This is a genomic window from Clostridium sp. TJA020 (assembly GCF_058310295.1).
Map to the genome: position 1 here is coordinate 76,436 of NZ_JBZEFC010000007.1, position 17,047 is coordinate 93,482.

Annotated in this window: 19 protein-coding genes; 14 read left to right on the forward strand and 5 right to left on the reverse strand. The window is 26.3% G+C overall.

The window, feature by feature from the left end; genetic code table 11:
- Window positions 1–7: 7 nt before the first annotated feature.
- Complete coding sequence (locus AC4FQ1_RS10845; RefSeq protein WP_491169656.1) at window positions 8–751, forward strand: ribonuclease H-like domain-containing protein; 744 nt, start codon at window positions 8–10, stop codon at window positions 749–751.
- 32 nt (window positions 752–783) lie between these two features.
- Here the strand turns inward: AC4FQ1_RS10845 and AC4FQ1_RS10850 are convergent, their stop codons facing one another.
- Window positions 784–1,653 (reverse strand): ComEC/Rec2 family competence protein, encoded by an 870-nt coding sequence (locus AC4FQ1_RS10850; protein WP_303128856.1) that lies wholly within the window; start codon window positions 1,651–1,653, stop codon window positions 784–786.
- Between the two features lie 135 nt (window positions 1,654–1,788).
- Here AC4FQ1_RS10850 and AC4FQ1_RS10855 point away from each other — a divergent pair, with 135 nt between their 5' ends.
- From AC4FQ1_RS10855 to feoB, 6 genes are all read left to right on the forward strand, one after another.
- Window positions 1,789–2,502 (forward strand): lysophospholipid acyltransferase family protein, encoded by a 714-nt coding sequence (locus AC4FQ1_RS10855; RefSeq protein ID WP_491169657.1) that lies wholly within the window; start codon window positions 1,789–1,791, stop codon window positions 2,500–2,502.
- A gap of 267 nt (window positions 2,503–2,769) precedes the next feature.
- A complete protein-coding gene (locus AC4FQ1_RS10860; RefSeq protein WP_491169658.1) occupies window positions 2,770–4,515 on the forward strand; it encodes a phosphoenolpyruvate carboxykinase in 1,746 nt (581 codons plus the stop codon).
- Between the two features lie 221 nt (window positions 4,516–4,736).
- Entirely contained in the window at window positions 4,737–4,988 is a 252-nt protein-coding gene (locus AC4FQ1_RS10865) for a FeoC-like transcriptional regulator (protein WP_491147602.1), read from the forward strand.
- A gap of 19 nt (window positions 4,989–5,007) precedes the next feature.
- Window positions 5,008–5,226, forward strand: coding sequence for a FeoA family protein (locus tag AC4FQ1_RS10870; RefSeq protein WP_303128851.1), 219 nt, complete (start codon window positions 5,008–5,010; stop codon window positions 5,224–5,226).
- Window positions 5,227–5,238: 12 nt separating this feature from the next.
- Window positions 5,239–5,454 carry a FeoA family protein gene (locus tag AC4FQ1_RS10875; RefSeq protein WP_303128849.1) on the forward strand — a complete coding sequence of 72 codons (216 nt, stop codon included), beginning with the start codon at window positions 5,239–5,241 and terminating at the stop codon, window positions 5,452–5,454.
- Window positions 5,455–5,471: 17 nt separating this feature from the next.
- Complete coding sequence (gene feoB, locus AC4FQ1_RS10880) at window positions 5,472–7,478, forward strand: ferrous iron transport protein B (RefSeq protein ID WP_491169686.1); 2,007 nt, start codon at window positions 5,472–5,474, stop codon at window positions 7,476–7,478.
- A 41-nt stretch (window positions 7,479–7,519) separates the two neighbouring features.
- Here the strand turns inward: feoB and AC4FQ1_RS10885 are convergent, their stop codons facing one another.
- Window positions 7,520–7,723, reverse strand: coding sequence for a DUF378 domain-containing protein (locus AC4FQ1_RS10885; protein WP_303128846.1), 204 nt, complete (start codon window positions 7,721–7,723; stop codon window positions 7,520–7,522).
- A gap of 72 nt (window positions 7,724–7,795) precedes the next feature.
- Window positions 7,796–8,263, reverse strand: a complete 468-nt coding sequence (locus AC4FQ1_RS10890; RefSeq protein ID WP_303128844.1) for an Lrp/AsnC ligand binding domain-containing protein — start codon at window positions 8,261–8,263, stop codon at window positions 7,796–7,798.
- A gap of 267 nt (window positions 8,264–8,530) precedes the next feature.
- On the opposite strand from AC4FQ1_RS10890, the gene AC4FQ1_RS10895 reads away from it, so the two are divergent.
- Window positions 8,531–8,854 carry a hypothetical protein gene (locus AC4FQ1_RS10895; RefSeq protein WP_491147596.1) on the forward strand — a complete coding sequence of 108 codons (324 nt, stop codon included), beginning with the start codon at window positions 8,531–8,533 and terminating at the stop codon, window positions 8,852–8,854.
- A gap of 28 nt (window positions 8,855–8,882) precedes the next feature.
- On the opposite strand, the gene AC4FQ1_RS10900 is transcribed toward AC4FQ1_RS10895, so the two are convergent.
- Complete coding sequence (locus AC4FQ1_RS10900) at window positions 8,883–9,869, reverse strand: histidinol phosphatase (protein WP_491169659.1); 987 nt, start codon at window positions 9,867–9,869, stop codon at window positions 8,883–8,885.
- A 119-nt stretch (window positions 9,870–9,988) separates the two neighbouring features.
- On the opposite strand from AC4FQ1_RS10900, the gene AC4FQ1_RS10905 reads away from it, so the two are divergent.
- Both AC4FQ1_RS10905 and AC4FQ1_RS10910 read left to right on the forward strand, forming a co-directional pair.
- Window positions 9,989–10,489 (forward strand): gamma carbonic anhydrase family protein, encoded by a 501-nt coding sequence (locus tag AC4FQ1_RS10905; RefSeq protein ID WP_303128840.1) that lies wholly within the window; start codon window positions 9,989–9,991, stop codon window positions 10,487–10,489.
- A gap of 13 nt (window positions 10,490–10,502) precedes the next feature.
- The gene (locus AC4FQ1_RS10910; protein ID WP_491169660.1) at window positions 10,503–11,336 is read left to right on the forward strand and encodes a CvfB family protein; all 834 of its coding nucleotides are present in this window, start codon (window positions 10,503–10,505) and stop codon (window positions 11,334–11,336) included.
- Window positions 11,337–11,365: 29 nt separating this feature from the next.
- Here the strand turns inward: AC4FQ1_RS10910 and AC4FQ1_RS10915 are convergent, their stop codons facing one another.
- Window positions 11,366–13,978, reverse strand: a complete 2,613-nt coding sequence (locus tag AC4FQ1_RS10915; protein WP_491169661.1) for a calcium-translocating P-type ATPase, PMCA-type — start codon at window positions 13,976–13,978, stop codon at window positions 11,366–11,368.
- Between the two features lie 205 nt (window positions 13,979–14,183).
- Between AC4FQ1_RS10915 and AC4FQ1_RS10920 the strand changes: the two genes are divergently transcribed.
- The 4 genes from AC4FQ1_RS10920 (at window position 14,184) to trxA (ending at window position 17,044) form a co-directional block, all read left to right on the forward strand.
- Complete coding sequence (locus AC4FQ1_RS10920) at window positions 14,184–15,176, forward strand: ABC transporter substrate-binding protein (protein ID WP_303128835.1); 993 nt, start codon at window positions 14,184–14,186, stop codon at window positions 15,174–15,176.
- Window positions 15,151–15,912, forward strand: coding sequence for an ABC transporter permease (locus AC4FQ1_RS10925; RefSeq protein ID WP_491169662.1), 762 nt, complete (start codon window positions 15,151–15,153; stop codon window positions 15,910–15,912). The genes AC4FQ1_RS10920 and AC4FQ1_RS10925 overlap by 26 nt, the downstream gene beginning before the upstream one ends.
- Complete coding sequence (locus AC4FQ1_RS10930; RefSeq protein ID WP_303128831.1) at window positions 15,905–16,576, forward strand: ABC transporter ATP-binding protein; 672 nt, start codon at window positions 15,905–15,907, stop codon at window positions 16,574–16,576. Before AC4FQ1_RS10925 ends, AC4FQ1_RS10930 begins: the two co-directional genes overlap by 8 nt.
- Before the next feature lie 153 nt (window positions 16,577–16,729).
- Complete coding sequence (trxA, locus tag AC4FQ1_RS10935; protein ID WP_303128829.1) at window positions 16,730–17,044, forward strand: thioredoxin; 315 nt, start codon at window positions 16,730–16,732, stop codon at window positions 17,042–17,044.
- Window positions 17,045–17,047: the final 3 nt, after the last annotated feature.

The window sequence follows — 17,047 nt, forward strand, 5'->3', positions numbered from 1 at the left end:
TGATACTGTGATTATAAAGGAAAACATTATACCTGTAGATAAATTTGAAAAAGAATATTTTTTATATGAAGAAGGAGAGATTTTACCAGAAGAAATTATTTTCTTTGATTTAGAACATTATGTTTATAAGAAGCCTAAATGCATAGGTGTTTTTGGAGCTTGTGTATATAATAAACAAAATAATGCTCTTTATGTAACTCAATATATGATAGAAAATAAGAGAGAAAGTATTGATATATTGAATCTAGCATTAAGATATTTTGAAGAGATGAAGAAAAATGGTAAAAAAGCAATATCTACTTTTTCAGGTAATAATGATTTTACAGTTATAAATTACTTATTCAATAAAAATAAAATATCATATAACTTTAAAGAAGAATTTATATCAATAGATCTTCAAAAAGCATATGAAAAGGATATGAAAACCTCTATAGGGCTTAAAAAGCTAGAAAAGATATTTAATATAGATAGACAAGGAGAGGTTATAAGTGGATCTAACTTAGCTAAGACTTTCCATAAAGTTATGAAAGATAGCGACTATGTTAAAAGAATGCCACAAGAAAAAATAGAAAAAATACTTCTTTATAATGAACAAGACGTTGTAAATCTTTATTACATATATACTAATTGGAAAAAGTATATAAAAATAGAAGATGAGGAATTAGATTTAGAAGAAGATATTACTAAACAAGATATAAAAATAGAGGAAAATTTAGAAATTATAAATACAGAAAATAAAGAAAACACTTAAAATAACATTAAGTGTTTTCTTTATTATTTTTATTAATTTATTTTTGTTATTTTATTTCCATTACTTTCTAATACTATAGTACCATCTTTATCTGTTCTGTAAATTTTAACCTTTAACTTCTTTAAATTTGCTAAAGTTTCTTTATGAGGATGACCATATTTATTATCTATTCCACAGGATATTATTCCTATTGAAGGGTCAACCTTTTCTAAAAATTTATAAGATGTTGATGTTGAAGAACCGTGATGTCCTAATTTAAGAACGTCTGATTTTAAGTTATAATTTTTATTTAAAACATAATTTTCTTCAAGTTTCTCAGCATCTCCAGTAAATAAGAATGAATTCTTACCATAAGTTATTTTCATTATAGGTGAGTAATTATTCATGCTGGTATCTTTTCCATACCCCCCACTTTTAGGAGAAAATATTTCAACCTTAGTATTTTTACCTAAGTCTATAGAATCGATACCTTCTTTAATTACATTTATTTTTAGATTTTTTTTCTTTAAAGAATTTATCATATTTTCAAAACTTTTTGTTGTATGAGTAATTTTTGGTGAATAAAAGCTACCAATTTCATATTTATCTATAACTTTATCCATATTTCCTATGTGATCTTCATGGGGATGAGTTGCAATTACATAATCTAATTTTTTAATTTTTAACTTATCCAAATAAGAAATTAAATCTTTTTCATTCGTTCTAGAACCAGAGTCAATAAGCATATTTTTACCGTTTACTTGTATAAGCTCAGCATCTCCTTGCCCGATATTTATATAATGTACAGTCATATTAGATGTATTTGAAGTTTTATTGTTAGTATTAGAATCTTTACATCCAAACAGAGTTAGTGATAACATAGAAATAATTATTAGAAGAGATGATTTTAATAATTTTTTCATTTTGTTCCTCCAATCTTAATATTTACTGTATCAGTTTATCATCATATTGTATAATGATAAAGGATAAGTTTATTAAATAATATAAAAATTTTAATAAACATGTATATTTTTATAAATTTTATAAGAGGTGAAATTATGCAAATATTTAAATTTATTAAATATGGGATATATATGCTTTTTGTTAGATTAAAAGGAATTAAGTTTAAGCATATATATAAAACAAAAGGTGAGGAAGAAGCTTTTAAATATGGACAAGAGGTATTTAGAAAATGGAGTGAATTTACTATAAAAATGACAGGAATGAATATAGAAGTAAAGGGATATGAAAACATACCAAAAGAAACATGTACCTTTATAGGAAATCATAAAAGTATTTTAGATATACCTGTACTTAAACATGCAAGTAAAAGAGAGGTTGGTTTTATTGCCAAAAAAGAAGTTTTAAAGGTTCCTGTATTAGGATTTTGGGTTGCAAATATGAATTGCGTTGCTTTAGATAGGTCTAATCCAAGAGATGCAATAAAAGTTATAGCAAAAGGAGTAGAATATTTAAAAAAAGGACATAATATGGCTATATTTCCAGAAGGAACAAGATCAAAAGATGGTGAAGTTCATGAATTTAAAAAAGGAAGTATGAAACTTGCTGTTAAAGCAAAATCACCTATAGTTCCATTTTCAATTGATGGAACATCAAAATGTTTTGAAGATAATAGAAAGTTTATTCCAGGAAAAGTTACTATTGTTTTTGGTAAACCAATATATACAGATTCATTAACTAAAGAGGAAGAAAAAAGTTTAACAGAAAAAGTTAGAAATGAAGTTATAAAAAATATGATAAAAGTAGGTTAAGAGTTGTTTTAAACAACTCTTTTTTTAACAAAATTTTAAATAATGCATAATTTATGCAGTATTAGTTAATATAATAAGTGAATAAAAACACACGAAAAATATTGCTTGAAATTTAGAAAAAATCTGTATTTTGTCGAATTTAAATAAAAAATGAAAAATTTTTATTCCCAAAATTTCAAAAAGTATGTTATAATGAGTTTAAATTAATGGAATTTATAAAAAAATGCAATTTTTATGTAGATAAAATTGCATAAAGGGGGCAATTATATGCAAAAAGAATTTTCGATAAGCAATGATAAAGTTATTATTAATTTTACTGCTAAATATTGTAAGACGTTTGAAGACTTATTGGAAAGTGAAGGCTTCAGAAGAGTATTAGAATCTTATTTAAGAGTAGCTAAAAGAAAAAATTCATTAAGTTATAGATATTTAAAGACAGAGTTAAATAGTGGAGAAACTAGCGTATTAAGAGATAATTTATCTAAAATACTAAAATTTCTAACTGTTATGAGTGTAGAAGAAATATATGAATTTAAATGTGAATATAAAGGGCTATTAGAAAAGAAAGAAGAATTTATAAGATTTGTAGAAGAATTTTATTTATTTTGGAGAAGACTTGAAAGATATACATTAATTCATGGAGGAAAAGTGGAGAATGGATTAGCTCAAGTAAGTTTTACTGAAGCCAATGATGGATTATCAAAATTAATATTGCGTTTCTATAGAAAGGTAGAAAAAAATGTTTTAGGAGTTCAACCTAAAGTATTTAGACAAATACCAGCAGGTGGAAACTCTTGTATTATGATAAATGATATAATATGGCCAATTCCAAAAGGATATGAAGTTTTAGAAGATATACCATTTATAGATAGTATTTTATTAGAAACGCCATTTATAACTTATCCTAAGAGAAATACTAGAACAGGAATGTTTAGTGAGACAAAACAAAATCCATTGAAGTACTCTAGAATGAGTAAAGACCATTGGTTCTGTTATCCGGCAAAGGTTGGAGAACTTTTAGCTTATATATATTTTCATAGAGATTTTATGGAACATGGAGTTACTTTATGTAACCTTTTTGAAATGGCAAGAAAAGAAGAATGCAGAGGAAGAAAGCCTGATATGATTTATATATTTGGTGGAAAAGGTGAAGACAAGAAGCCTAAAACTGTATTTTATGATGATGAGAAAAATGATATAATGCTTGGATATGTAAGCTATTCAGATGAAATTGATTATTTTGGCTATATGAAAAAGATGACATTAACTCTTCATAATTTAATAATGATAAAAAGAGGAAATCTTCCAATACATGGAGCTATGGTAAATATAGTATTAAAAGATGGAAAAACAGCTAATGTAGCAATAATGGGAGATAGTGGTGCAGGAAAATCAGAAAGCTTAGAAGCATTTAGAACTTTAAGTGAGGAATATATATCAGATATGACTATAATATTTGATGATATGGGAACATTTAAGCTTAAAGACGGAGATATATATGGTTATGGAACAGAAATAGGTGCTTTCGTTAGACTTGATGACTTAGATCAAGGTTATGCATTTAAAGAAATGGATAGAAGTATATTTATGAATCCAGATAAAATAAATGCAAGATTAGTTGTTCCTGTAGCTCCATATAATGCTATTATTGAAGGATATAAAGTTGATTTATTCTATTATGCTAATAATTACGAAAAGGTAGAAGATGATAAAAAATCAATAAGCTATTTCAAAACACCTAAAGAAGCTATAAATGTATTTAGATTTGGTGCAAGAATGGCAAAAGGAACTACATCAGAAACAGGATTGGTTGAATCATATTTTGCAAATCCATTTGGACCAGCTCAAAAACAAGATGAAACTAATGAATTATTAGATAAATATTTTGATGCAATGTTTAAATCAAATGTTAAAGTAGGTCAAATAAGAACTTGTCTTGGTGTTAAAGGACAAGAAAAAGAGGGTCCTAGAAAAGCAGCTTTAGAACTATTTGAAGAAATTAAAAAATTATAAATTATAAGAAAAAACTTAGGCTATTTTATATAGTCTAAGTTTTTTTATTTGAATAAATGATAATAAATTTCAATTGATATAAATTATAAAGTATTTATAGTTTAACAGGAGTATTTAAAGGATAATTAAAATATACTGGTAATTTTAGAAATTGACAAATAAATGGAAGATAAATATATTATAAATAGTGATAATCATTATCAAAAAAAGGAGGTGTTTTTTTGATTAAAGAGATAATTAATTATATGTATAAAAATAATGATTTTTCAGTTGAAGGAATATCTAAAGCATTGGATATAAGTGAAGAAATTATAAGTGAATATAAAAAGAAATTAGAAAGTGGAGGATACATAAAAAGAGAAAGTTGTACAACTGAGAAATGTAAAGGTTGTAGTTGTGGATGCAATGAAAAGACACTTAATCCAATAATAAAATGGGAAGTTACAGATAAGGGTTTAAAACTAATAATATAAGGTTAAATGAGGTGGATTTATGGATAAGATAAGAAATTTAAATGTAGGAGATAAAATAATAGTTAAAGGTATCAACAAAGATAGTTCAATAAAAAGAAGGCTTATGGATATGGGAGTAACACCTGGAGTTTCTATAGAAGTAACAGGAAAGGCTCCACTTGGGGATCCTATTGAGGTATCACTTAGGGGATATAAGTTAACTTTAAGGAAAGAAGAAGCTGATGCTATTTTAATATAAGGGGGAATGTATATGATTCCAATAACATTTGTGGAAGAAGGAAAAAAAGTAAAAGTAAAAGATGTTAAACTTAATGATAAATTTAGTAAAAGAATTAATGAAATGGGAATAAATAAAGGAAGTTTAATAGAAATAATAAAAAATGATGGAGAATATATGATTTTAGGAGTAAATGAATCAAGATTTGCAGTAAGTAAGATAATGGCACAAAAGATAATTGTAGAATAATTTTTAGGGGGATATAAATAATGAAAATAGCTTTAGCGGGAAATCCTAATTGTGGTAAAAGCAGTATATTTAATATTTTAACAAAATCAAGACAACATATAGGAAATTGGCCAGGAGTCACTGTAGAAAAGAAAGAGGGTATATTAAAATATAAAAATAAGGAATATACTGTTGTTGATTTACCAGGAACATATAGTTTAGGTGCATATTCAGAAGATGAAATAGTTGCAAGAGATTATATTATAAAAGAGAAACCAGATGTGGTTATTAATGTTGTAGATGCATCAAATTTAGAAAGAAATCTATATTTAACAGTTCAATTATTAGAACTTGGAGCAAATGTAGTATTAGCTCTTAATATGATGGACAATGCAAAAGAAAAGGGAATAAATATAGATTCAAAAGAATTATCTAAAAGATTAGGTATACCAGTAGTAGAAACTGTTGCAACTAAAAAAATAGGGATAGAGGAATTAATAGAGAGTTCAGTTAATTTAAATAAAGATAAAAAAAATATTTTAAAGTTAAATGATAAATTATCAAATAAGGTAAATATTATAAAAGATAAAATTAGTTTTAATGATATTAAATTTGATTATGAATCAGATTGGATAGCTTTAAAATTATTAGAAAACGATAATTATATAAAAGATTATATAGAAGATAAGGGATATAAGGATATTATTACTTTATCAGATAAGTTGATTGATGAATATACAGAATTAGAGGGAATAGATCCAGAAATGGCTATCGTAGATGATAGATATAGTTATATAAGCAACATAACTAAAGGTATCTTAAATAAACCAAAAAATTCTAAAAAAACATTATCAGATAAAATTGATAAGATAGTTACAAATAAATTTTTAGGAATACCTATATTTGCTGTAATTATGTATATTTTATATGCTATTACTTTTAAAGTTGGAGGTTTTCTACAAGAGTGGGTTGGAGGTTTAATAGGAGATTTAGGAGAAATTGTTGTAGGAAAACTTGAAGCTTTGGGGGCACCAGAATTTTTAACAGGATTTGTTAATGATGGTGTATTTGCAGGAGTTGGAGCAGTTCTTAGTTTTTTACCACTAATTATGGTTATGTATTTATTAATGGGGTTTTTAGAAGACAGTGGTTATATGGCGAGAGCTGCATATATAATGGATAGAATTATGAAATCATTAGGACTTCACGGTAAAACATTTATATCAATGATAATTGGATTTGGCTGTAATGTTCCAGGAATTATGGCAACTAGGACTTTAGAAAGTAAGAAAGATAGAATGATTGCGATACTTATAAATCCATTTGTATCTTGTGGAGCTAGACTTCCAATATATTTAGTATTTATTGATGCTTTTTTTCAAACACATGCAGCACTTATACTTGTAAGTCTTTATATATTAGGAATTATTATAGCATTAATTTGTGGAAAAATATTAAGTAAAACTATTTTTAAAGGTGAGTCATCATATTTTGTTATGGAACTTCCAAGTTATAGAGTTCCCTCAATTAAGAATGTACTTACTTTAACATGGGAAAAAGGTGGTGCTTTTGCTAAAAAGGCAGGAGTAATAATTTTTCCAGCAGTTATAGTTATTTGGGTATTATCTGTACTTCCATTTGGAGTTGAACAATATGGAGAAGCTTCAATTTTAGGTAGAATAGGAACTTTTATAGCACCAATTTATACATTTGCAGGCTTTGCAACTTGGCAGGCTTCAGTAGCACTTTTTTCAGGAATAATTGCTAAGGAAACAGTTGTTGCGACACTAGGAATGTTATATGCTGGAGTTTCAGAAGGAGCAGAACTTACATCAGCAATAGCAGCACATTTTACACCACTTTCAGCAATGTCATATATGGTAATGACACTTTTATTTACACCGTGTCTTGCAGCACTTGGAGCAATAAAGAGAGAGACAAATTCATTGAAATGGACTATATTTGCAGCTGTAGGAACGTTTTTAGTTGCACTTATAGTATCAACTATAGTTTATCAGGTTGGTTTGATTTTAGGATTTAGATAAAAAATATATGAGAGGCTTTAAAGCCTCTCATATATTTTTTATTAATCATTTATATATCTGCTTTTTGCAAAGAAAGAAATAGCATAAAGTCCTGCAATACCTACTAAAGAATATATAATTCTACTTATAGCAGACATATCTCCAAATAATGCAGCTACTAAATCAAATTGAAAGAATCCAATTAGTCCCCAGTTAATTGCACCTATTATAACTAATAAAAGTGCTAACCTATCAAGAAATTTCATAATAAACACTTCCTTCAAAATAAATTTTGTCTATAATATTTTGACCTATTTAAGGAAGTATTATACTAAAATTTAAAGAGTTATATTTCTATCTATAGGTTGTGATAGAGAAATAAATGTATCAGTTCTTTGAATACCTGATATATTATTAATTTTATTTAATAATATATTTTGTAAATCTTCGATATTCTTACATGATAATTTTGCGAACATTGAATAATTACCAGTAGTTAAATGAAGTTCAACAACTTCTGTTATGCTTTGTATTTGATCTATAACTGTATCGAATGAAGATGTTTTATCAACATATATACCAACAAAACAACAAACATCATAACCAAGTTTTGGAAGGTTAAGTATTATACGAGTTCCTTTTATTATACCCATGTCTTCCATTTTCTTCATTCTGACGTGTATAGTACCACCACTTACATGACATATTCTAGCTATTTCTAGGTATGGTGTTCTGCAATCTTTTATTAATAAATCTAATATTTGTAAGTCTAAATCATCTAATTGTAAATGTGTATTTACAGCCATTAAACCACCTCATTGGATAATAATCTATAAATTTTTATTTGCTCTATAGTCACACTATATTTTATCAAAAAACATTTAATTCAGAAAGGCAAAAATGATAAATGTTTAAAATTTTAAAGGAATATTATTATTTTAATAAGAAAATACCTGTTTATAAATAGATTAAATATAAAATTGAAAAAAGGCAATCTTTTAACCTTTATACTTGAAAAGATTTGCAAATTAAATTAAGATATTTATATAGTTAAAAATAGGAGGGCAAGCAAAATGCTAAATATAGTTTTACAAATATTATATATTGTAGTAATGATAGCAATAATACTTGGTGTATACGCTCTTTGTAAGAAATTTTTATTTCCAAAAATTCGTATAAACAAGTTTATACCATTAGCTGTAGCAATTGTATTATTTATTGTACAAATGTTAGGTGTTGTGAAAAACCAATGGGTAGGTTTAGGTATAACAGTTATTATAATAGTAGCTTTCTTATGGTTTATGGACATACATCAAACTGGTGGTCCTAAAATAGAAAAGAAAATAGTTATTAAATCAAAGGCTAAGCCAAATAGAGCTAAACATTTAAAAAAATAAAAATCCAAAGTTAGGGCTTTGGATTTTTTTATTGTATAAATATAGGGGAACTTATAGCAACCCTATTATTTTCTTGATATATTTTTATTAAGAACCAGCTTTGAGAGTTTTCAATAATATGTTCATAAAGATATTTAACTTTATGAAGTTTTATATTATCTATTGAATGAAGAGTAGTACCTTTGTTTGTTATTATTTCTATCTTTTCTATTTTAAAATATTGGTCTTCTAAAATTATAGAAAACTTTAAAGAAGAAATTGGTTTATTTATTATTCCACCCATAAAAGTATTATTTGCAAAAAAATAAAGTTTTAGGCTTCGACTTTCTGAGGAAAATGTATGTCTTTTTCTAAAAGCATTTATTAAATTTTCTTTATTAAATTTTGTACACACAACTCCAGTTAAATTATCAAAGTCTCCAAAATTTAAAGTTTTATTATTTTGACTATTTACAGCCCCGAGCTTCCATCCTTTATCTAAAAGCATAAAATAATATTTTTCTCTTCTTATATATCTTTTACCAAATTCACCATTACAAACTTCGACTGAAGTTATTATGCTATTTAAAATAGAATTATAAGGCAATGAAACAGTTGTTTTTATAGGATTTTTCATTATTAAAAATGCATCATGATTTCTAAGCATCCATAATATTAGTAAATTTATATTTTTTACTTCACCTAAAAAATAGGAATTAGAATTAACAATGTACATATCGCCGTAAGGAAGGGTTTTAGCTTCAAAACCTATTAATGGTATAAAACTTTCATGTTTTTTATAAAATTTATTACTTATTTTTTGAAGGGATAGCCATTTGTTAGAATTTTTAAGTTCATCTTTAAAAAAGCTATTTTGATCTGTAGTAATTAAAAAATTTAGTTTATTATGATAACAATAATTAAATGCCTCATAAGGTGATACTTTACCAGTAGAGTAAGATGTATAAGCATTTGGTATGCCATAAAATATATTAATCTGTTTTGGATTTAAAATATTATATGATTTTTTTCCCATTATTTAATACCTTTAAAATTGATTATAGTTATATATAGTGATATAGATGATAAAATAATGACAATAATTTATTTAAATGATAAAATAAAATAAATGTTTAAAATGGAGATGAGAATATTATGATAAAAAGTTTTAAAGGAATTGAACCTAAAATAAATGAAAGTGCTTATTTATCAGAAAGCACTGATATAATAGGAGATGTTACTATCGGAGAAGATTGTAATATTTGGTTTGGAGCTAGATTAAGAGGGGATATGAGTAAAATAGAAATTGGAAATAGAACTAATATTCAAGAAAATTGCGTTTTACATGGGGATCCAGGCTATTCAATTACTATTGGTAATGGTGTAACTGTTGGTCATGGAGCTATAGTACATGGCTGTAATATAGAAGATAATGTTTTAATTGGAATGCATTCTATAATTTTAAATGGAGCTAAAATATCTAAGAATTCTATTGTTGGAGCAGGCTCACTTGTAACTCAAAATAAAACTTTTGAAGAAGGTGTTCTTATTATGGGAAGACCAGCAAAGGCAGTAAGAAAATTAACAGAAGAAGAAATAGAAAGTATAAGAAAATCAGCCAAACATTATATTGAAATTAGTAAAGAATATATTTAACTTAGGAGGAAAAATGATAAAAATAGGAGAATATAATAAGCTTGAAGTTGCAAAGGAAAGAGATTTTGGATTTTTCTTAAAAGATGAAAAAGGAAATGAAATATTATTACCTAAGGCACTATTAAATGGTGTAGAAGTTAATTTAGGAGATGAAGTAGAAGTATTTACATATATGGATTCTAATAATAGACCTGTTGCAACTATGAAAAAACCATTAATTGAAGTTGGGAAAGTTGCTTATTTAGAAGTAGTTCATCAAAATGATTTTGGAGCTTTTTGTAATATGGGATTAGAAAGAGATTTATTTATTCCAATGAAGGAGCAAAGATTTAAGCTATTAGTTGGAAAGAAGTATCTTTTTTATGCATATATAGATAAAACAGGAAGACTTGCAGCAACTACAGATGTTGATGATTATTTAGATCAAGGAGAAGGATTTAATGTTGATGATGAAGTAGAAGTTATATCATATGGTAAAGGATCATCAACAACTATAAAAGTTGCTGTAAATGGAAAGTATAGGGGAATAATATTAGGAAATGAGCATATAGAAACAATATATCCAGGTCAAGTTCTTAAGGCTAGAGTTAAAAGAATATACGAAGATGGAACAATTGGACTTACAACTAGAAAAAAAAGATTAGATGCTAGATCAGAAATTAAAGAATTAATATTAGACTACTTAAATGAAAATGGTGGAGTTATGCCATACAATGATAAGTCTAATCCAGAAGAAATTAGAGAAATATTTAAGACAAGTAAAAATTATTTCAAGATGGCGTTAGGTGGATTAATGAAAGAAGGTCTAATAGAACAAACTCCAGAAGGAACTAAGTTAAAGAATTAAAAAAAGTGAGCAAAATTTTGCTCACTTTTTTATTTAGTTGTAATACGTAAAATTAATTTTCCAATTTCATTAATTACTAAAGGTACAAGAGAAATTAAAAATACAAAAATAAAGTCATTAATAGACAAAGAATATACTTTAAATACAGAAGCTAGGAAAGGAATTGATATTATGGCTATTTGAAGAACTATTCCTAGAAGTATAGAAAGCAATAAATATTTATTTTTAAATAATCCAATTTCAAATATAGACTTTCTGCTATTTCTCATTGAAAGAGATAAGAAAAGTTGTGATACGCTAAGTACAACAAATGCCATTGTTTGAGCATGAACTATTGAATTTTTATAGTAATTAAGTCCCATTTTAAAAGCTATTAATGTAACTAAACCTATTGATAATCCATTTATAATTAAAGAAATTATTGTATCTTTTGTAAAAATACTTTCTTTTGGATTTCGTGGCGAATCTTTCATTACATCATCATCTAAAGGATCTACTCCAAGTGATAGGGCAGGGAAACTATCAGTTATTAAATTAACCCACAAAATATGAATAGGTTGAAGTGGAGCTATCCAATTTAACAGAATAGCAATAAATAATGCTATAATTTCTCCAAAGTTACAAGATAGTAAGAATGATATAGATTTTTTTATATTTGCATATATATTTCTACCTTCTTCTACTGCATTTACTATAGTAGTAAAATTATCATCTGTTAATATCATATCAGCAGCACCTTTAGCAACATCAGTTCCTGTAATTCCCATAGCAACGCCTATATCAGCAGCTTTTAACGATGGTGCATCATTTACTCCATCACCAGTCATTGAAACTATATTACCATGTGCTTTAAAAGCTTTAACTATTTTTACTTTATGTTCTGGTGATACTCTAGCAAATATTCTGTACTTATTTATATTAGTTTCAAGTTCCTTATCAGACATAGTATCTAATTCACTACCCATAATGCACTCATTAAAATCATTTGATATTCCAAGTTCTTTTCCTATGGCATAAGCTGTGTTTTTATGGTCTCCTGTAATCATTATTGTCCTTATACCAGCAGTTTTACATAGAGAAATTGAATCTTTAACTTCTTCTCTCGGAGGATCAATCATACCCATTAGTCCTAAAAATATTAAATCTTTTTCTATACTATCAATTTCTATACTTTTAGAAGGAATATCCTTATAAGCAGCACCCAAAACTCTCAAGGCCTCATCTGACATTTGATTTGATTTATTTAGTAATTCATTTTTAAGTTCATCAGTTAAGTTTCTAATTTCACCGTTTAATAGAATTTTATTACAAACTTTAAATAAAGAATCTATTGCTCCTTTTGTATGAACTCTATAATTATCTTCATATTTATTAATTGTACTCATAAGTTTTCTGTCAGAATCAAAAGGAACTTCATCAACTCTAGTATATTTTGAGTTTAAATCATCTTTAAAAATATTAAATTTTAATCCTACATCTAAAAGAGCTATTTCAGTAGGGTCACCTGTTGCTCCTTTATCTGATGATGTTGCATCATTACATAAAACCATTGCTTCAAATAATAGATTTAAGTTATCATTTAAATTATTTATTGATGAAACATCCATTAATGTGGAATTATCAAATATTTTTCTTACAGTCATTTTATTTAATGTTAAAGTACCAGTTTTATCTGAGCAAATAATATTTACAGAGCCTAATGTTTCAACGGCTGGTAACTTTTTTATTATTGCATTTTGCTTAATCATTCGTTGAACTCCAAGTGCAAGAACTATTGCTACAATTGCAGGAAGACCTTCAGGTATTGCTGCAACAGCTAAGCTTATTGCTGTTAAAGCCATTTCAAATAAATCTCTTCCTTGAATTATTCCAATTCCAAAAATCAGTAAACAAATAATAATAGCAGCAATTCCAAGTACTTTACCAAGACCAGATAATTTTTTTTGAAGAGGAGTTAATTCTTCATCTTCATCATCTATCATTTTAGCAATCTTACCAATTTCAGTATTCATTCCTGTAGATACACAAACACCAATACCTCTTCCGTATGTAGCAAGAGTAGACATATAAGCCATATTAGTTCTATCGCCAATAGGTATATCTTCAGAAAATAATTTATCGGCATTTTTATTAGATGGTAATGATTCACCGGTAAAAGCTGATTCTTCTATTTTTAAGTTAGCAGTTTGAATTAACCTTAAATCACAAGGGATATATCTCCCTGCATCTATTATTACAATATCACCAACTACAACTTCTTCTGATGGGATTTCGATTATATTGCCATCACGTTTAACTAGTGCTTTAGGAGTAGATAATTGCTTAAGTGCAGAAAGTGCTTTCTCAGCTTTAGATTCTTGTATTACACCAATAATTGCATTAATAAATATAACTATAAGTATTATTATAGAATCGCTATATTCTCCCATTAAGCTAGAAATTATTGCGGCTCCTATAAGGATATATATCATTGCATCTTTTATTTGTGAGAGAAAAATATTAAAAAGTGTCTTGGGTTTTTTAGAAGATAGTTTATTAGGTCCATTTTTCTCTAAACGTCTTTTAGCTTCTTCATCTGATAAACCATTATTTTTATCAGTAGAGAATTCCTTTAATATGGAATCAATACTTTTTTTATACATTTTATCACCTCAATACAGACTATGATTTTAAATAAAAATAGCTACTAAATATATGGTAATCAAAATAATGAAAATAAATACATGGTAATTTTATAGAGTAAACAATAAAACTTTGATATAATTTAACTTAAAGTGAAAAGTTTTCTAAAATATAAGTATATTATTTATATTAAAAACAAATAATATTAAGTGAGGAGGAGATAATATGAAAAATAAAATTACAGCATTGTTATTAGCAGTATTATCAATTTTTGTATTAGTTGGATGTGGAAAAAGTGAGAATAGTGCTAAGGATGAAAAGCCAATACAAACTAAAGAAATAAAGGTTGCTATTCCTGATGGATTACCAGCTATTAGCGCAGCTAAACTTATAAAAGATAATCCAAAAATAAAAGATGGATATAATGTTACTTATACTATAGAGAAGACACCAGAAACTTTATCAACATCAGTTATGAAAGGGGAACCAGATATAGCAATAGTTCCTTCAAATCTTGCAGCAATACAATATAATAAAGAAAAAGGTTATAAAATTGCAGCAACAACAGGATGGGGCTCTTTTTATTTAGTTTCAACAGAAAATATTAAAAATATAAAAGATCTAAAAGGAAAAAATATATACAATATAGGAAAAGGTCTTACTCCTGATATAGTAACTAGAGATATATTAAAAGGATTAGGCTTTAACTTAGATAAGGACTTAGAATTTACTTATTTAAATGGTGTTCAGGAACTTGCACCAACTATTTTATCAGGAAAAGCTAAGTTTGCAGTAATTACAGAACCAGCCTTAAGCAGTGTTTTAGCTAAGAAAAAATTAAACATAATTCTTAATTTAAATGAAGAATGGGAAAAACAAAACAATTCAAAATATGGATTTCCTCAAGCTACTGTAATAGTAAAAGAAGATTTAATAAAGAATAATAAAGAATTTGTAGAGGAATTTTTAGACAAATTAGATGATAGTGTTGAGTATGCAGTAGAAAATAAAAATTCAATAGGTCAAATTGCATCAGAAGTAGGAGTATCAACTAACAAAGATGTAATAGGAAAAGCTATGGAAAAATCTAATTTAAAATATGTATCAATTGATGATTCAAAAAATGAATATAATATATTCTTTAAAAAATTATATGAATTTGATAAAAAATCAGTAGGTGGAAAAGCTATAAATGAAGGAATTTACATGGAAGACTAAATTACAAGTTATATTAGGTGGAGTATTATTAGTAATAATATGGCAATTAGTTGCAACTTATATTAATAATGAAATTTATCTTCCAAAACTTCAGAAAGTTATTAAATCACTAAAAGAAATTATAATTCAAAAAGATTTTATTTTAATTGTTGCTTCAAGCTTTTATAGAACTATAATAAGTTTTATTGTAGCACTTTTAGCAGCTATTATAATAGGGGTACTGTCTAGTATGTACCCCTTTATAAATAATATGTTAAAGCCACTAAATTCTATAGGAAAAACAATACCAACTTTAGTGTTAGTAGTTTTAGTTCTTATATGGTTTGATAAAGATAATGCGCCATTTATTGTTGGAATAGCCATAGTTTTTCCTATACTTTATGATGGTATAGTTAATACATTAATTAAGAATGATAAAAAGTTAGAAGAAATGATGACAATATATGAAATTCCTAAAATATATAGAATAAGAAAGGTATATATACCTAATATAATATTCTATATATTAAAAATATTAGTACCAACTATATCTTTGGCTTTTAAAGTTGTAATAGCTGGAGAAGTTCATGGACAACCTAAATATGGAATAGGTTCTGCTGTTCAATTAGAAAAAGTTAATTTTAATACTCCAGGTATATTTGCTTGGATAATTATTATAGCTATAATATCAATTTTATTTGATCTTTTTAATAGGTTTTTGACAGGAAAATTTTATAGGTGGCAAAGAGATGGATAAAGTTATATTAAAAAATATAAGTAAAAAGTTTAGTGATAAAGTAGTTTTAGATAATTTTAATTTTTGCTTTGATAATAGTAAAATTAATTGTTTAATTGGAGAATCTGGAAAAGGAAAAAGTACAGTTTTAAATATAATTTCAGGTCTTTTAAAGGCTGATAAAGGAGAAGTTATTGGATCAAATATAGAAAATGTAAGCTATATATTTCAAGAAGATAGATTAATACCATGGCTTACAGTATATGAGAATTTAAAATTATCACTTATAAATTATTATAATGGAAAAGAGCTTGATGAAAAAATAAATGAAATACTAAAAAAAATTGATGGATTAGAGTGGAAAAATTTATATCCAGATAATTTAAGTGGTGGTATGAAACAAAGGATAAATATAGGACGAGCGCTTGGTAAGCCTTCAGATTTAATACTTATGGATGAACCCTTTAAATCTTTAGATTATAAAACTAAATACTTAATAATGCATGAGTTTAAGGAAATATTTAAAAATGATAAAAGAATTATAATATTTGTAACTCATGATGTTGATGAGTGTATTTATTTCCAAGGGAAAATTATAGTGGTAGGTGAATCCCCATTAAAAGTAAAAGGGGTATTTGAAGAAGATTTAGAAAACTATAAAGAAAAGATAATAAAATTATTATAGAACTAGTCATAATTCTGGCTAGTTTTTTTATAAATTTTCTTTGGAATAATAAATAATAAATAGCTAAAAATAGTATTGACTATTGTAGAAAAAAAGAGTATTATAAGAAAAAAAAGATGATACCCCTTAGGGGTATGATGAGGAGGAAAAAGTATGCCAAAACATATAGGAGATAATAATTTTAATGAAGAAGTTTTAAACTCAAAAGAATTAGTTTTAGTTGACTTTTTTGCAACTTGGTGTGGACCATGTAAAATGGTAGCTCCAATATTAGAAGATTTAGAATCAGAAATGATAGATATAAAATTTGTAAAAGTAGATGTAGATGAAAGTCCATCAGTAGCTAATCAATATGGAATTCAAAGTATTCCAACATTAAAAGTATTTAAAGATGGAAAAGTTGTAGATACTGTTGTTGGATTTTTACCAAAAGAGCAAATTAAATCTTTAATAGAAAGAAATAAATAAGAG

What these genes read in the sequence shown, in the direction of transcription:
- AC4FQ1_RS10885 (WP_303128846.1), bottom strand. Translation starts at nt 7,723, where the DNA reads ATGAAATTTCTTGATAGGTTAGCACTTTTATTAGTTATAATAGGTGCA.
- trxA (WP_303128829.1), top strand. Translation starts at nt 16,730, where the DNA reads ATGCCAAAACATATAGGAGATAATAATTTTAATGAAGAAGTTTTAAAC.
- AC4FQ1_RS10850 (WP_303128856.1), bottom strand. Translation starts at nt 1,653, where the DNA reads ATGAAAAAATTATTAAAATCATCTCTTCTAATAATTATTTCTATGTTA.
- AC4FQ1_RS10870 (WP_303128851.1), top strand. Translation starts at nt 5,008, where the DNA reads ATGGATAAGATAAGAAATTTAAATGTAGGAGATAAAATAATAGTTAAA.
- AC4FQ1_RS10890 (WP_303128844.1), bottom strand. Translation starts at nt 8,263, where the DNA reads ATGGCTGTAAATACACATTTACAATTAGATGATTTAGACTTACAAATA.
- AC4FQ1_RS10930 (WP_303128831.1), top strand. Translation starts at nt 15,905, where the DNA reads ATGGATAAAGTTATATTAAAAAATATAAGTAAAAAGTTTAGTGATAAA.
- AC4FQ1_RS10895 (WP_491147596.1), top strand. Translation starts at nt 8,531, where the DNA reads ATGCTAAATATAGTTTTACAAATATTATATATTGTAGTAATGATAGCA.
- AC4FQ1_RS10900 (WP_491169659.1), bottom strand. Translation starts at nt 9,869, where the DNA reads ATGGGAAAAAAATCATATAATATTTTAAATCCAAAACAGATTAATATA.
- AC4FQ1_RS10910 (WP_491169660.1), top strand. Translation starts at nt 10,503, where the DNA reads ATGATAAAAATAGGAGAATATAATAAGCTTGAAGTTGCAAAGGAAAGA.
- AC4FQ1_RS10875 (WP_303128849.1), top strand. Translation starts at nt 5,239, where the DNA reads ATGATTCCAATAACATTTGTGGAAGAAGGAAAAAAAGTAAAAGTAAAA.
- AC4FQ1_RS10905 (WP_303128840.1), top strand. Translation starts at nt 9,989, where the DNA reads ATGATAAAAAGTTTTAAAGGAATTGAACCTAAAATAAATGAAAGTGCT.
- AC4FQ1_RS10915 (WP_491169661.1), bottom strand. Translation starts at nt 13,978, where the DNA reads ATGTATAAAAAAAGTATTGATTCCATATTAAAGGAATTCTCTACTGAT.
- AC4FQ1_RS10920 (WP_303128835.1), top strand. Translation starts at nt 14,184, where the DNA reads ATGAAAAATAAAATTACAGCATTGTTATTAGCAGTATTATCAATTTTT.
- AC4FQ1_RS10925 (WP_491169662.1), top strand. Translation starts at nt 15,151, where the DNA reads ATGAAGGAATTTACATGGAAGACTAAATTACAAGTTATATTAGGTGGA.
- AC4FQ1_RS10855 (WP_491169657.1), top strand. Translation starts at nt 1,789, where the DNA reads ATGCAAATATTTAAATTTATTAAATATGGGATATATATGCTTTTTGTT.
- AC4FQ1_RS10860 (WP_491169658.1), top strand. Translation starts at nt 2,770, where the DNA reads ATGCAAAAAGAATTTTCGATAAGCAATGATAAAGTTATTATTAATTTT.